The organism is Mangrovibacter plantisponsor (genome assembly GCF_003182475.1).
GTDB classification, from domain to species: domain Bacteria; phylum Pseudomonadota; class Gammaproteobacteria; order Enterobacterales; family Enterobacteriaceae; genus Mangrovibacter; species Mangrovibacter plantisponsor.
The window spans coordinates 135097-149019 of the sequence record NZ_QGTS01000006.1 but is presented as its reverse complement, the minus strand read 5'-3'; the positions used below and the strand labels follow the sequence as shown (position 1 = coordinate 149019).

Annotated in this window: 11 protein-coding genes and 1 riboswitch; of the genes, 3 read left to right on the top strand and 8 right to left on the bottom strand. The window is 52.6% G+C overall.

Annotation, left to right across the window (positions count from 1 at the left end):
- Positions 1-8: 8 nt before the first annotated feature.
- The 4 genes from polB to araB form a co-directional block, all read right to left on the bottom strand.
- Positions 9-2369 (bottom strand): DNA polymerase II, encoded by a 2361-nt coding sequence (polB, locus tag DES37_RS11100; RefSeq protein WP_110025824.1) that lies wholly within the window; start codon positions 2367-2369, stop codon positions 9-11.
- A gap of 92 nt (positions 2370-2461) precedes the next feature.
- A complete protein-coding gene (araD, locus tag DES37_RS11095) occupies positions 2462-3157 on the bottom strand; it encodes an L-ribulose-5-phosphate 4-epimerase (RefSeq protein WP_036106268.1) in 696 nt (231 codons plus the stop codon).
- Between the two features lie 59 nt (positions 3158-3216).
- Complete coding sequence (gene araA / locus DES37_RS11090) at positions 3217-4719, bottom strand: L-arabinose isomerase (RefSeq protein ID WP_036106264.1); 1503 nt, start codon at positions 4717-4719, stop codon at positions 3217-3219.
- A 10-nt stretch (positions 4720-4729) separates the two neighbouring features.
- On the bottom strand, positions 4730-6442 hold the full coding sequence (gene araB, locus DES37_RS11085; RefSeq protein WP_110025823.1) for a ribulokinase: 1713 nt from the start codon (positions 6440-6442) through the stop codon (positions 4730-4732).
- A 343-nt stretch (positions 6443-6785) separates the two neighbouring features.
- Between araB and araC the strand changes: the two genes are divergently transcribed.
- The gene (gene araC / locus DES37_RS11080) at positions 6786-7634 is read left to right on the top strand and encodes an arabinose operon transcriptional regulator AraC (RefSeq protein ID WP_036106883.1); all 849 of its coding nucleotides are present in this window, start codon (positions 6786-6788) and stop codon (positions 7632-7634) included.
- Positions 7635-7747: 113 nt separating this feature from the next.
- A complete protein-coding gene (locus tag DES37_RS11075) occupies positions 7748-8518 on the top strand; it encodes a DedA family protein (RefSeq protein ID WP_110025822.1) in 771 nt (256 codons plus the stop codon).
- Here the strand turns inward: DES37_RS11075 and thiQ are convergent.
- The 4 genes from thiQ to sgrR all read right to left on the bottom strand — a co-directional run bounded on the left by thiQ (position 8515) and on the right by sgrR (position 13602).
- Entirely contained in the window at positions 8515-9216 is a 702-nt protein-coding gene (thiQ, locus tag DES37_RS11070) for a thiamine ABC transporter ATP-binding protein ThiQ (RefSeq protein WP_110025821.1), read from the bottom strand. The two genes, DES37_RS11075 and thiQ, sit on opposite strands and share 4 nt — an antisense overlap.
- On the bottom strand, positions 9200-10810 hold the full coding sequence (gene thiP / locus DES37_RS11065; RefSeq protein WP_110025820.1) for a thiamine/thiamine pyrophosphate ABC transporter permease ThiP: 1611 nt from the start codon (positions 10808-10810) through the stop codon (positions 9200-9202). The genes thiQ and thiP overlap by 17 nt, the downstream gene beginning before the upstream one ends.
- Positions 10786-11769, bottom strand: a complete 984-nt coding sequence (thiB, locus tag DES37_RS11060; RefSeq protein WP_110025819.1) for a thiamine ABC transporter substrate binding subunit — start codon at positions 11767-11769, stop codon at positions 10786-10788. The genes thiP and thiB overlap by 25 nt, the downstream gene beginning before the upstream one ends.
- A 31-nt stretch (positions 11770-11800) precedes the next feature.
- Positions 11801-11899, bottom strand: a riboswitch (TPP riboswitch).
- Positions 11900-11943: 44 nt separating this feature from the next.
- Positions 11944-13602, bottom strand: a complete 1659-nt coding sequence (gene sgrR, locus DES37_RS11055) for an HTH-type transcriptional regulator SgrR (RefSeq protein WP_110025818.1) — start codon at positions 13600-13602, stop codon at positions 11944-11946.
- A gap of 87 nt (positions 13603-13689) precedes the next feature.
- Here sgrR and sgrT point away from each other — a divergent pair, with 87 nt between their 5' ends.
- Positions 13690-13872, top strand: coding sequence for a glucose uptake inhibitor SgrT (gene sgrT, locus DES37_RS11050; protein ID WP_110025817.1), 183 nt, complete (start codon positions 13690-13692; stop codon positions 13870-13872).
- Positions 13873-13923 lie beyond the last annotated feature (51 nt).

Genomic DNA, 13923 nt, shown 5'->3' with positions numbered 1-13923 from the left:
GTCACCTGTCAAAATAACCCAAGTTGCCCCGTTACTAGTGTAGCAAACTCCTTACCCAGGAAGGGTAAAATTCCTTCGGCAATGGGTTGTAGCTGCCGCGTAAGGTAGTGTTCATAGTCAAGTGGCGATTGCGCAAGCCCCGCAGGCTCCGGGCCTTGCAGCGTCCAGACATACTTCACTGTGCCTCGCCCACTATAGCGTGGTGGCCGCCCGGCGCGGCGGTCAAATTCGTTGGCAAGCCGCGCAGCTCTGGCGTGAGGGGGAATATTTCTCTGGTAATCATCCAGTGGCCGACGCAGCCGCTTGCGGTATACCAGTTGGTCATCCAGTTCGCCAGCCATCAGGCTGGCAATAGTCTCGCGAATATAATCTTCATAAGGTTGGTGCAGAAAAACACGTTGGTAGAGATTTTTCTGGAAGGTTTGTGCAAGGGGAGTCCAGTCGGTGCGTACGGTTTCCAGCCCTTTAAACACCAGTTGCTGTTTACCTTCGCGCATAACCAGGCCTGCATAACGTTTTTTACTGCCCGTTTCGGCACCGCGAATTGTCGGCATCAGAAAACGGCTGTAATGGGTTTCGTATTCCAGTTCCAGCACGCTCTCGAGTTGTTGTGTTTCATGCAGGTGGTCGCGCCACCACTGATTGACCAAACTAACCAGGCGCCTGCCGGCCGCATCGGCAGCTTCTTCGCTGTGCGCGTGTTTCAGCCACACGAAGGTGGAATCGGTATCGCCATAAATGACATCAAACCCTTGCGACTCAATAAGTTCTCTGGTCTGGCGCATAATGGCATGGCCGCGCATCGTAATCGATGAAGCCAGTTGCGGGTTAAAAAAGCGGCAGGCAGAGGTGCCCAGTACACCATAAAATGCATTCATCAGGATTTTTAGCGCCTGCGATAGCGGAGCATTCTTTTGCTGTTTGGCTCGTTCCCTGCCTTGCCATATTTGGCTGACGATTTCAGGCAGGCAATGTTTTTCGCGGGAAAACCAGGCACCAAGAAACCCTTCAACGGCGTGCTGTTTATCTGCATGCAACTGGCCTTCCACCAGCCCAACCGGGTCGATAAGAAATGTGCGAATAATCGACGGATAGAGGCTTTTAAAATCCAGAACCAGCACCGAGTCATACAGGCCAGGCCTTGAGTCCATCACGTAGCCGCCAGGGCTTGCCTGAGGGGGAATTTCCCCCAGATTTGGCGCAACATAACCCGCCCGGTGCATACGTGGAAAATAGAGGTGACAAAAAGCGGCAACAGACCCACCATGGCGGTCTGCCTGCAGGCCATTAACCGCCGCTCGCTCCAGTAAAAACGGCATGATGTCAGTGTGCCTGAAAATACGGGTGACCAGCTCACAGTCTTTTAAATTGTATTGTGCCAGCGCCACTTTATCCTGGTGGAAGCGCCGGTCTATTTCCGCCATGCGATCCCAGGGATCGTCAATATCTTTCCCTTCGCCCAGCAATTCCTGAGCAACTGACTCGAGGGAAAACGACGGAAAACTCCAAAAAGCAGATTTCAGCGCTTCAATACCATCAACCACCAGGCGCCCTGGGATCTGTGCGAAAAAATACCCCTGGTTGTAACCATGTTCGCGCCACTCAATTTCACGCTGTTCCCTGCCTGGTAGCAGACGAACACCGAATTTATCTGCCTGTTTCTGCAAGATGCGTAAATCGAACTGAATTACATTCCAGCCAATAATGACATCCGGATCATGTTCGGCAACCCACTGGTTCAGGCTGTGGATAAGACCGGCTCTGTCAGGAATAAAGGTCAGTTGAAAATCAGTTGGGGCAAGGGCTTCTGGTGGGTTGCCCAGCATAAACACCTGGCGTTGCCCGCAGCCTTCCAGACCAATGCAGTAGAGCTCGCCATGCCGGTTAGTTTCGATATCCAGAGAAACCCAGCGTAAATTTGGGCGGTAATCCGGGTGCGGCTTCATTTTTGCCTGGTGAATTCGCAGTGGCTGGTGTTCACCATCGACCCAGACTGGCGCGGTAATGAAACGTTCCATCAGGTAACGTTCTGGGGGGCGAATATCCGCTTCGTAGACGGTAATACCGGCTTCGCGCAGTACTTTTTCAATGCGCAACAACTGCCGGTATTGCTGGCAATAAAGCGCACACACCGGCTGGTGGTGGAAATCGTTTAACGGTAGTGATACCCAGCGCAGGTGTGGTTCACTGCCCAGCAGTGCCTGAGCGCGCGCCATCTGTGATTCTGGAATGAAAGCGGTTGATTGCTGGGGAGGAAGCCGGGCACAGACCGGCCCGGCATCTGTTGCCAGCCAGAATTCAATCTCTGTACCTTGCGGGGTATCCCGCCAGTGCCGGGTGAGAACAAAACCGGCTCTTGCCTGTGACACTCAGGTTTCCCTCAAAATAAACGGTTTTCAGTATACCCTGAAAACCGTTGTGTCACTGCATTTATGTACAGTATTCCTGGCTGGCGGCGCGATTACTGGCCGTAATACGCTTTGGCACCATGTTTGCGCAGGTAGTGTTTATCGAGCAGGGTTTGCTGCATATCGGGTAACTGTGGCGCTAACTGGCGGCAGAAAATGCCCATATACGCAACTTCTTCCATCACTATGGCATTGTGTACGGCATCCAGCGCATTTTTACCCCAGGCGAAAGGCCCATGGGAATGTACCAGTACACCCGGCATTTGGTTCGGGTCGGTATCGCGTTGACGGAAGGTCTCCACAATAACTTCGCCGGTTTGCCACTCATAGTCTCCATTGATTTCGGCATCGGTCATTTTACGGGTGCAGGGAATGGAACCGTAAAAATAGTCCGCATGGGTGGTGCCAGTCGCCGGAATGCTTTGGCCAGCTTGTGCCCAAATAGTGGCATGCCGCGAGTGGGTATGCACAATACCGCCAATATCAGGAAACTGCTGATACAGGATGCGGTGAGTTGGGGTATCTGAAGAAGGTTTCTTGTTTCCTTCAACTACTTCGCCGGTCTCCAGGCTCACGACCACCATATCTTCAGCGGTCATCACGGTGTAATCCACCCCAGAGGGTTTAATGATAAAAACACCGGCTTCGCGGTCTACCGCACTGACATTACCCCATGTCAGGGTGACCAGGTTGTGTTCAGGTAAAGCCAGGTTGGCTTCGAGAACCTGACGTTTCAAGTCTTCAAGCATCGTTATCCTCCAGAGAAAAGAAGGGCCAGCCGATAAGGCTGGCCAAAGTTCCCCTGTTACTACCGTTTAAAGCTGTAATACATTTCGTTCCAGCGCAGTGCATCTTTAAAGGCAGGAAGGCGTGTATCGTTATCAATTACTGCAAGCTCAATGTCGTGCATTTCTGCAAACTGACGCATATCGTCCAGGTTGAGTGCCTGGCTGAATACGGTATGGTGTGCGCCGCCAGCCAGAATCCAGGCTTCAGAGGCTGTGTTCAGGTCTGGCTGTGCTTTCCAGAGTGCATTGGCAACTGGCAGTTTCGGTAGTGCATGTGGTGCTTCAACCGCATCAACACAGTTGACCAGCAGGCGGAAACGGTCACCCATGTCTATCAGGCTGGCGTTAATGGCCGGGCCAGTTTTGGTTGAGAAAATCAGGCGTGCCGGGTCTTCTTTACCGCCAATCCCCAGGTGCTGGACATCCAGAAGCGGTTTTTCTGCGGTAGCAATGGAAGGGCAAACTTCCAACATGTGTGAGCCAAGTACCATGTCGTTACCGGACTCGAAGTTGTAAGTGTAATCCTCCATAAATGAGGTGCCGCCCTGCAGACCGGTTGACATCACTTTCATAATGCGAAGCAGGGCGGCGGTTTTCCAGTCGCCTTCACCAGCAAAGCCGTAGCCTTGCTGCATCAGGCGTTGAACTGCCAGACCTGGCAGTTGTTTCAGGCCGTAGAGGTCTTCAAATGTTGTGGTAAATGCGTGGAAGCCGCCTTGTTCCAGGAAGCGCTTCATACCCAGTTCAATACGTGCCGCATCAATAACGTTTTGGCGTTTATCACCATTTACCTGTGCCGCTGCACTCAGGCGGTAGCTGCTTTCATATTCATCAACCAGTGCATTGATATCACCCTGGCTGACAGCATTGACCACACTGACCAGGTCGCCAACCGCATAGTAGTTCACGGAAAAGCCGAATTTGATTTGTGCAGCGACTTTGTCACCGTCGGTCACGGCAACTTCACGCATGTTGTCGCCGAAACGGGCAACTTTGATATGGCGGGTATTCAATTTAGATACCGCCTGGCGCATCCAGGAGCCAATGCGTTTATGGGCTTCACCATCCTGCCAGTGGCCTGTTACTACGCTGTGTTGCTGGCGCATTCTCGCGCCGATGAACCCAAACTCGCGGCCGCCGTGTGCTGTCTGGTTCAGGTTCATGAAGTCCATATCCATGGTGTCCCACGGAATTTGCGCATTAAATTGGGTGTGGAATTGCAGTAAAGGCTTGGTCAGGATTGCCAGGCCATTGATCCACATTTTGGCTGGAGAGAAGGTATGCAGCCAAACCACCATCCCGGCGCATTTTTCGTCGTGATTCGCTTCACGGCAAATTGAAGTGATTTCATCTGGCGTGGTGCCAAGCGGTTTCAGTACCAGTTTGCAAGGGAGCTTTGCCTCTGCATTCAGCGAGTTGACAACATGCTCTGCATGCTGAGTGACCTGACGTAAGGTTTCCGGGCCATATAAATGCTGGCTACCAATAACAAACCACACTTCATATTGTTCAAAAATATTCATTATTCTGTCCTTAATGTGTCAGGGCGGTTTCATCTGTCTTCTTGGCAGACGATGACGCCGTTACAGAGGGGAGATAGTGCTGTTCTGCGCTGGAGGCCCAGGCCAGGTAGCGTTGATATAACTGTTCAAAGCGCTCAGCGCTGACTGGTTTTGGTTGCAGGGTTTTTTCAACGTTGCTGGCCATGGCTTGTTGCGCGGCCGGGATATCGCTGTGCACACCAGCGGCGACGGCCGCAAAGATGGCAGCGCCCAGGGCACAACACTGGTCGGAGGCAACGATTTGCAGTGGGCGATTAAGCACATCGCAGCAAACTTGCATAATGACGGGGTTTTTACGGGCAATACCGCCCAGAGCCATTACGCCATTAACCGGAATACCTTGTTCTGTGAAACACTCCATAATTGCGCGGGCACCAAATGCCGTGGCTGCAATAAGGCCACCAAACAGCGCTGGCGCATCGGTCCCCAGATTCAGATCAGTAATTACACCTTTCAGGCGCTGGTTGGCATTGGGGGTGCGGCGGCCGTTAAACCAGTCGAGTACCACCGGCAGGTGATCAAGTGCCGGATCTTTTGCCCAGGCTTCAGTTAGCGCCGGGAGCAGCTGTTTTTTACTGGCCTGTAACGTTTCTTTTAACTCAGGATGTTGTGCGGCTAATTGATCCAGCGGCCAGCCCAGAACCCGGCCAAACCAGGCATAAATATCACCAAAAGCTGACTGCCCGGCTTCCAGGCCAATAAAGTGTGGCACCACACTGCCGTCTACCTGGCCACAAATGCCTTTGACTGCCCGGTCACCTACCGTGGGTTTGTCGGCAATCAGAATGTCGCAGGTAGAGGTCCCGATGACTTTCACCAGTGTGTTGGCCTGCGCGCCAGCGCCTACTGCACCCATATGGCAGTCAAACGCGCCACCGGAAATCACCACGGTTTGTGGTAGCCCAAGGCGTTCTGCCCATTGAGCGGACAGCGTGCCAACAGGAATGTCTGCAGTCCAGGTATCAGTAAATAATGGGTGAGGCAGGTGTTTATTAATGATGGGATCCAGTTCGTCGAAGAAACTGGCCGGTGGCAACCCGCCCCAACTTTCATGCCACAGAGATTTGTGCCCGGCACTGCAGCGACCACGGCGAATAGCTTCAGGCCTGGTGGTATCGGAAAGTAAAGCAGGGATCCAGTCGCACAACTCAATCCATGAGGCCGCCGCTTTGGCAACGCTCTGATCCGCGCGGGTTACATGCAGTATTTTGGCCCAGAACCATTCACTGGAATAAATGCCACCAATGTAGCGCGAGTAATCCTTGTGGCCCGGCGCATGGCACAACCGTGTGATAGCTTCCGCTTCTTCAACGGCCGTGTGATCTTTCCAGAGCACAAACATGGCGTTGGGGTTTTCTGCGAATTCAGGGGTCAACGCCAGTACGTTACCGTCTTTATCAATTGGCGCGGGCGTTGAGCCGGTGCTGTCAACGCCAATCCCGACAACGGCGTCACGTTGTTCAGCAGACAGATCAGCCAGCACGGTTTTTAACGCTTTCTCCATTGATTCGATGTAATCGAGGGGATGGTGGCGGAACTGGTTTTTCGGGGCATTGCAGTAGCGCCCTTCTTGCCAGCGTGGATACCACTCCACGCTGGTTGCCAGCTCGCTGCCAGTGATGGTATCGACTGCCAGTGCACGAACCGAGTCGCTACCAAAATCGAGTCCCAGCGCTATAGCCATTTTTAATACTCCATGGATCTGTAAAAAACATATCCAGAACATTAGTTTTCATAGCTAAAAACAGTCAGGGTGTATTCGCTGATCTTATGGATAAAAATGCTGTCAGTCGCCAAATTGTGACCGCACGCAAAAATTTGATGTGGATATTTCTGCCATGCTTATAGACACTTTGGTTATCTGCTAAATGGGTTGTTAATTCAGGTTTATTCGGGTAATAGTTGATCCGAAGCGGTTTTTGGCTGTTCAGCGCTTTCTTTATGGTTTCATAGGTTTACTGTTCCGCACTGGAACAGTGAATATGGACAAATGGTTTCTCAACTCTTATGCAGGAGTCAAATTCGGTATGGCTGAAACACAAAATGATCCCCTGCTGCCGGGGTATTCATTTAACGCGCATCTGGTTGCCGGGTTAACCCCTATCGAGTCGGGGGGACCGCTGGATTTCTTTATTGACCGTCCATTAGGCATGAAGGGTTTTATTCTGAACCTGACAGTCAAAGGTGAAGGCGTTATCAATAACAATCACCAGCAGTTTATTTGCAAACCGGGGGATATGTTGTTGTTTCCGCCGGGAGAAATTCACCACTATGGCCGCCACCCTGATTGCAGCGCCTGGTACCATCAATGGGTCTACTTCCGCCCCCGGGCATACTGGCTTGAGTGGCTGAACTGGCCGACCATTTTCGCGCATACCGGTTTTTACCGGCCAGATGAACAGCATATTGAAGCGTTCTCTTCTCTGATTCAGCAGGTGATTGATGCGGGGCAGTCTCAGGGGCGCTATGCCGAACTGCTGGCGATAAATTTGCTGGAACAATTGTTGTTGAAGCGCATGGCGGCTATCAGTGAATCAATGAATCCCCCTCTGGATAACCGGGTGCGTGAAGCCTGCCAGTATATTAGCGACCACTTGTCCGACAGCCAGTTTGATATTGCCGGTGTGGCGCAGCATGTGTGCCTTTCTCCCTCCCGGTTGTCTCATTTGTTCCGCCAGCAATTGGGGGTGAGTGTGCTGAGCTGGCGGGAAGATCAGCGTATCAGCCAGGCGAAATTGTTGCTCAGTACCACGCGTATGCCTATCGCCAGTGTAGGGCGTAATGTCGGGTTTGAGGACCAGCTTTATTTTTCGCGGGTTTTCAAAAAATGCACTGGCGCCAGCCCCAGTGAGTTTCGTGCCGGTTACGAGCAGTAAGTGGCCTGGTAAGCAGGCTTTGTTACAACCGCTTAATCTTTCGCGGGGCTGGAATCTTGACCTTATGCTGCCTGCCCCGCAAAATCGCTGTTCGTAAGTCTGACGGACGTTTTATGTACGCCTTTGTTGAACAACTGATAGCCCATTCACTCACCTTCGCACTGATAATTGTGCTGATGGTCGCTTTTTTTGAATCTCTTGCTCTGGTTGGATTGTTGCTGCCTGGTACGGTCTTTATGGCGGCGCTTGGTGCGCTGATCGGTAGTGGTAACTTGCCGTTCTGGTGGGCCTGGGGCGTGGGCATTATTGGTTGCCTCGCGGGCGATTGGGTCTCTTTCTGGATTGGCTGGCGCTTTAAACGGCCCCTGCGCAACTGGTCATTTCTGAAAAAATATAAAACGCTGGTGGATAAAACAGAGATGGCATTACACCGCCACAGCACTGTGACTATTTTAGTTGGCCGTTTTGTGGGCCCGACACGCCCTCTGGTTCCAATGCTGGCCGGTATGCTGGATTTGTCGGTTGCCCGGTTTGCCAGAGCCAATATTCCCGGCTGCCTGTTCTGGCCGCCGGTTTATTTTCTGCCGGGCATTCTGGCCGGGGCGGCAATCGACATCCCCGCGGGTGAAAATGCCGGGCATTTTCAGTGGTTATTACTGGCTGCTGCGGTTGTAACCTGGCTTGCATTATGGCTGAACTGGCGTTTATGGCGCAGTGAGCGTAAGCCAGCAGGCGAGCTCCCTGAGGGCCGGTTACCCCGCGCGCGGTTAATGTGGCTGGCGCCCCTGGCCGCGGTTTGCTGCCTTGCACTGGTATTTCTGTTGCTTCGCCACCCACTGATGCCGGTTTATGCCCGCATCTTGCACCAGGTCATTTTCGGCTAGCTTTGGGAAATCCCCAGTAACCCGGCGGCAGGAGACGAACCGTCGCTCAGTGACTGAGTGGAGCCATCCCAGACAATTCGCCCGTCAGCCACTACCAGGCTGCGCGGTGTAATACGTGCGGCATCATCCAGGTTATGTGAAACCATCATCAGCGTGATTTTCTGGCTCTCACAGACTGATTCCACCAGCGCCAGCATTTCCTGGCGCAATGCCGGATCCAGGGCAGAGAAAGGTTCATCCAGCAGCAGAACCGGCTGAGCGCGCAACAGGCAACGGGCCAGGGCGGCGCGCTGGCGTTGCCCGCCAGATAATTGCGCTGGCAGGCGGTCCAGTAAATCACTAATCGCCATTTTGTGGGCAATCTCTTCCAGCGCTGTTTTTTGTGTTGCTGTGAGCTTCATTCCCGGATGCAGCCCCAGGCCAATATTTTGCCGGATGGTGAGGTGGCTGAATAAATTGTTGTCCTGAAACAGCATAGAGACCGGGCGATGTGCAGGCGGGGTCAGAGTATGGTTTTGCTGGTTAAGGGTGATAGTGCCACTGTCTGGTTTGAGAAAACCGGCAATCAGATTCAGTAACGTACTTTTCCCGGCACCGCTGGGGCCCAGTACGGCAACGCGTTCGCCGGGAGCCAGCGTCACGTTAAAACGCATGGGCAGGTGCTGGTAAAGCCAGGTGACGTCAGTGAGTGTTAGCATGGCGTTTAGCGGTATTCTCTATCAAAGTGAACAGCAAGAAGCAGAGTAACAGCATCAGCATCGCGGTAACCGCACCATCATTACTCCGGTAGGCCCCTATTTGTTGGTAGAGGTAAAACGGCAGGGTGCGGAAATCGTCACTGCCGAACAAAGCGACAACGCCAAAATCCCCCAATGACAATACGCAGGCAAAAGCCAGGGCCTGGGCACAGGGGCGTTTTAGTGCCCGTAGTTCTACCCAACGCAGACGGTTAATGCCACTGATATCCAGGTGCTGGCATAAGCGGCTATAGCGGCTGGCAATATCATAAAACGGGCTTTCCAGTACTTTCATCGCATAGGGGATTGCCATCAACGCATTAGTAAAAATAACAATACCATCAGCCCGTTCAGGCAACCCGGTGGTGCTGTTCAGCAGTAAGAAAAAACCTGTAGCCAGCACGATTCCGGGCATGGCGAGAATCAGTAAGCCGCTCAGCTCTATGGCCTGTGCCGGGCGTTGACGCTGGCGCAAACGGAGTTCCCGGCTGCTCCACAGCAGCATTGTAGTCAGGCATAAACACACCACACCTGCCGCACAGGCAATGCGAACGGAGGTGATTAGCGCAGACCATAACGCTGGCTGGTGAAAAATAACCATCGGGTTGTTGACCAGCCCGTCGGCAATAACTGCCATAAGCGGTGGCAACAATAGCAGTAATGCCAGAATGATCACCGCGCTATCCAGTACCCGGGCTGCCAGGTTGTCTTGTGGATCCCGCCAGGTTGCATTCTGGCTCTCTCCGGGGGAAAAAGCCTGAGTCAGTTTTTGGCTCAATAAGACAAGACCAAAGCAGCACAACATCTGGATCAGTGCCAGGCAGGCGGCTTTGGCTGGATCGAAGTCAAAACTCAGTGCCTGGTAAACAGCCAGCTCAATAGTTGTCGCCTTCGGACCGCCACCCAAAGCCAGTACCGTGGCAAAACTGGCGAAACACAGCATAAAGATGAGTGCGGCTGCCGGGAATATCTGGCGCTGCATCCAGGGCCACTCTACCAGGCGGAAAAAGTACCAGCCGCGCATATTCAGTTGTGCGGCAAGTAGCCGCTGTTCTACAGGGATATTTTCCAAAGACTGCAGCAGTAAACGCGTGGCTAAGGGCAGATTAAAAAAAACATGCGCGAGCAAAATACCCTGCAACCCATAAGGCGTGAACGACCACTTCAAACCTGACAGTTCAAAAACAGTGCTTAACCAGCCTTCGCGGCCATACACACTCAGAATCCCAAAGACGGCTACCAGAACGGGCAAAACCAGTGTCATGGCACATAAACGCAGTAAGAGTTGCCGGCCTGGGAAACGACGGCGGTAGAGTGCTCGCGCCAGTAATATTGCAGGGAGAACAGACAACAAGGCAGACAAAGAAGCCTGGAAGAACGAAAACCTTACCACATGCCACAACCATGGGTCGTGAAGCAGTGCGCTGTAGTCTGTTTGTGGAGCATGTAGCCATAAAGCGCCAAAAGCCGCCAGAGCGACAATGCAAATCGCTCCGGCGGATATCAGCCCGGGCCATAACCAGCCCGGAATTAATGGCTGACGGCTTGCTGCCATTGGCTAATCCATGCTGCCCGGTTGTGTTCTACCTGTTCAGGTGTAAACACCAGGCTGGTGGCGGGCTTAACCAGTTGGCCGAAGGCTTCCGGAACCGCGACATGGCTTACCGGATACATCCAGTTGCCAGTGGGGATCGTTTTTTGGAACGTATCAGAAACCATAAACTGCATAAACTGTTTCGCCAGTTCCGGGTGCGGGCTGTTAGCAAGGCGGGCAGCAACTTCCACCTGCATATAATGCCCTTCGCTGAAATCCGCGGCGGCATAATTATCTTTTTTCTCTTCAATAATGTGATACGCCGGAGATGTGGTGTAACTCAGGACCAGGTCGCTCTCGCCTTTGAGGAATAAACCATAAGCTTCACTCCAGCCTTTTGTTACCGTCACTGTCTTTTTAGCCAGTTTTTGCCAGGCTTCCGGTGCTTTGTCGCCGTAGACCTTTTGCACCCACAGTAACAACCCCAGACCCGGTGTACTGGTCCGCGGGTCTTCATAAATCACTTTCCACTGCTGTGGGCTTTCAACCAGTTCTTTCAGACTGTGTGGTGGGTTGTGCAGTTTGTTCTTGTCGTAGACGAACGCGAAGTAGCCATAATCGAACGGGATAAATGTATCGTCTGACCAGCCGCCAGGTAGTGACAGCGGTGGCAGAGTGATATCAGCTTTGGTAAACAGCCCGGTGCGACGGGCGGCAGTTATCAGGTTATTATCGAGCCCCAGGACAATATCTGCTTTGCTTTTTTTCCCTTCCATGCGCACGCGGTTGAGCAGTGATACGCCGTCTTCCAGCGCAACATATTTCAGCTCACAACCGCATTGTGCTTCAAAGGCTTTCTTGATAGCCGGGCCAGGGCCCCAGTCAGCAGAAAATGAGTCGTAGGTATAGACGGTGAGAGTAGGTTTGGCGAGGACGGGCGCAGCGGCCAGTACCAGTAAAGCCAGTAATTTTTTTAACACTTTGCACTCCTGAAAAAGGGTGGCAAAGGATTTTGAGAACGGCCTCAAATCCCTTCGCCGGCGTTATCCGGATCAGGTTCGACGGGTATTATCTCAGCGCCTGGTATCCAGGGCACCCCGTTGAGAACGGCTCATTGTAATGATTTGCCTGGCATTATTAAAGAACATGTTGGGTTAGTTTTCTGGCGGAGCAAACCAGGCGGATTTGAAGTCGAACCACCCCAGTGTATTCATCCGCAACCCCCGCATGCTGCGCTGCCCCTGGATAGTGAGCCAGTGGTGAATCAGTGGCAGTACATGTTGCTGTTCGACACACTGGCGTGCCCATTGAGCCGCATTCAGCTCACCTGCGCGCCATTGTTGGTGGGCCTCTTTCATGGCAATACCCAGCCCTTTGCTCAGCAGGGGAATTTCGTACAGATGAGCAAAGACCGAGTAATCCAGCGGCAGTGTGAAATTGGCGCTGTTAAGCCAAATATCGCTGTGCACATCGCCATTAAACCAGGCGTTATAGCTGATTTCCTGTATCACCAGGTGGATGCCGTGTTGTGCCAGGCGTTTACTGATAATGTCGCTCAGAGTGCGGTGTTCTATGTGGTCAGCATAAAATGTGAGCGTAAGGCTGGTCAGTCCTTCTGGTTTGCCGCACTCTGTGCTGGCTGGAGTGTGGTGCCAGCGGGGCAGTAACCCCCAGGCTGGAAACCACAGGCGATGATATTGAGGGTCGCTGTCAGCCAGAATATTTACGGGTGAAAGTACCTGGCTCAGCCATGCCCTTACATGCGGGTTGGCACCATGTTTAGAACGCTGGTCAAACAACAGGTAATAGCAGCCCTCTTCCTGGCGGCTTTCTTCTGCTTTTTCACTCTGGCTGCCATCTTCGAGAAAGACACCGCAGCTCATGTCTTCGCCGATTTCGGGCAATACCCAAATATTGACTTCATCAATCAGCGCGCGGAAGCCAAAGTAGTCATCAAATGCCTGAATACTGAGCTGGCTGGTATTATTGCGTGTAACAGAATAAGGGCCGGTTCCGGTTGGATGGGTGGCGAAATGCGGCAATGACTCCCATTCCCGAGGCAAAATCATGGCGGAAACCCCCGCCATCAACCAGGGCAGCCAGTTATCAGGCTCGTGAAGTATGATATCCAGCGTCCAGTTGGTCGGCGACGATATACTGGCAATATGCTCATACAAAGGTTGCTGGTTAACCCGGTTCAGTGAATACAGTACATCGGCCATTTCGAGTTCACGCCCGTGGTGAAAATGTACTCCGGGACGTAAAAAAAAGCGCCAGTGGCAAGGTGATAATTGCTGCCAGTGGTGAGCAATATCTGCTTCCAGTTCCCCATTTTCCTCATTTATTCGCGTCAGCCCATTGAATATTTGCCGCACAATGTGAGTTTCGGAACGGCGCAGTGGCGTGCCGGGTAATAAATTCAGCAGCGGGCGGTAATAAAGTACCCGCAGAATATGGCGCCCCTGGCGGAAGCTGCGCCCCAGGTGTGAGAGCAGCATTTTTTTGACTTCATCTTTATCGCCAACGAGTTGTACCAGTTGGTCAACCCGGTCCTGCTCCAGTAAGTCTTCCGCCCGCTGTTGCTGAAGAGATAAACCAGTATAGATAAATGTCAGTTGTGAACGTTTGCCGCGCCCGGCCTCTGCTTCCCATGTCAGCCAACCTTTTGCCTGCATGGCATTGAGCAGAGTACGCATATGGCGCCGCGAGCAATTGAGCAGGGTGGACAGATCATGCAGCGTTGTGGATTGAGGCCGGCCGTCACAACATTGCCATAACCGGATGAACTGCTGCTGCAAGCGTGTTGATGCCATAAAAGAGGAACTCCGGGCGAAAACTCATCAATTTATCTTTCCCTATATTACGCCAATACTGTTTCGTGATGAAAGCGAGGTTAACTTATGAAGCGTTCCTTTGCAGAGCAGTTTTATTTGGCTTTTTTTACTGCAACCCGGCGTGTTTCTGGTTCATGGCTGGCCTGCCTTGATCCTCAACAGCGTGTGCAGATGCTTGATGAACTCATGCAGTGGCACTGTTCATATCCTTGTGCTTTGCACAGACATCATCGTTCTCATCAAGTGTGACTGAGTATTGGTGCTTTTAACCAACCAGCGGCAATCGTGCTGCTGGTTTTT

Bases quoted from the DNA above. Each gene is read 5' to 3' on its own strand.
- araD (WP_036106268.1), bottom strand. From the start codon at position 3,157: ATGCTTGAAGACTTGAAACGTCAGGTTCTCGAAGCCAACCTGGCTTTA.
- araA (WP_036106264.1), bottom strand. From the start codon at position 4,719: ATGAATATTTTTGAACAATATGAAGTGTGGTTTGTTATTGGTAGCCAG.
- araB (WP_110025823.1), bottom strand. From the start codon at position 6,442: ATGGCTATAGCGCTGGGACTCGATTTTGGTAGCGACTCGGTTCGTGCA.
- araC (WP_036106883.1), top strand. From the start codon at position 6,786: ATGGCTGAAACACAAAATGATCCCCTGCTGCCGGGGTATTCATTTAAC.
- DES37_RS11075 (WP_110025822.1), top strand. From the start codon at position 7,748: ATGTACGCCTTTGTTGAACAACTGATAGCCCATTCACTCACCTTCGCA.
- thiQ (WP_110025821.1), bottom strand. From the start codon at position 9,216: ATGCTAACACTCACTGACGTCACCTGGCTTTACCAGCACCTGCCCATG.
- thiP (WP_110025820.1), bottom strand. From the start codon at position 10,810: ATGGCAGCAAGCCGTCAGCCATTAATTCCGGGCTGGTTATGGCCCGGG.
- sgrR (WP_110025818.1), bottom strand. From the start codon at position 13,602: ATGGCATCAACACGCTTGCAGCAGCAGTTCATCCGGTTATGGCAATGT.
- sgrT (WP_110025817.1), top strand. From the start codon at position 13,690: ATGAAGCGTTCCTTTGCAGAGCAGTTTTATTTGGCTTTTTTTACTGCA.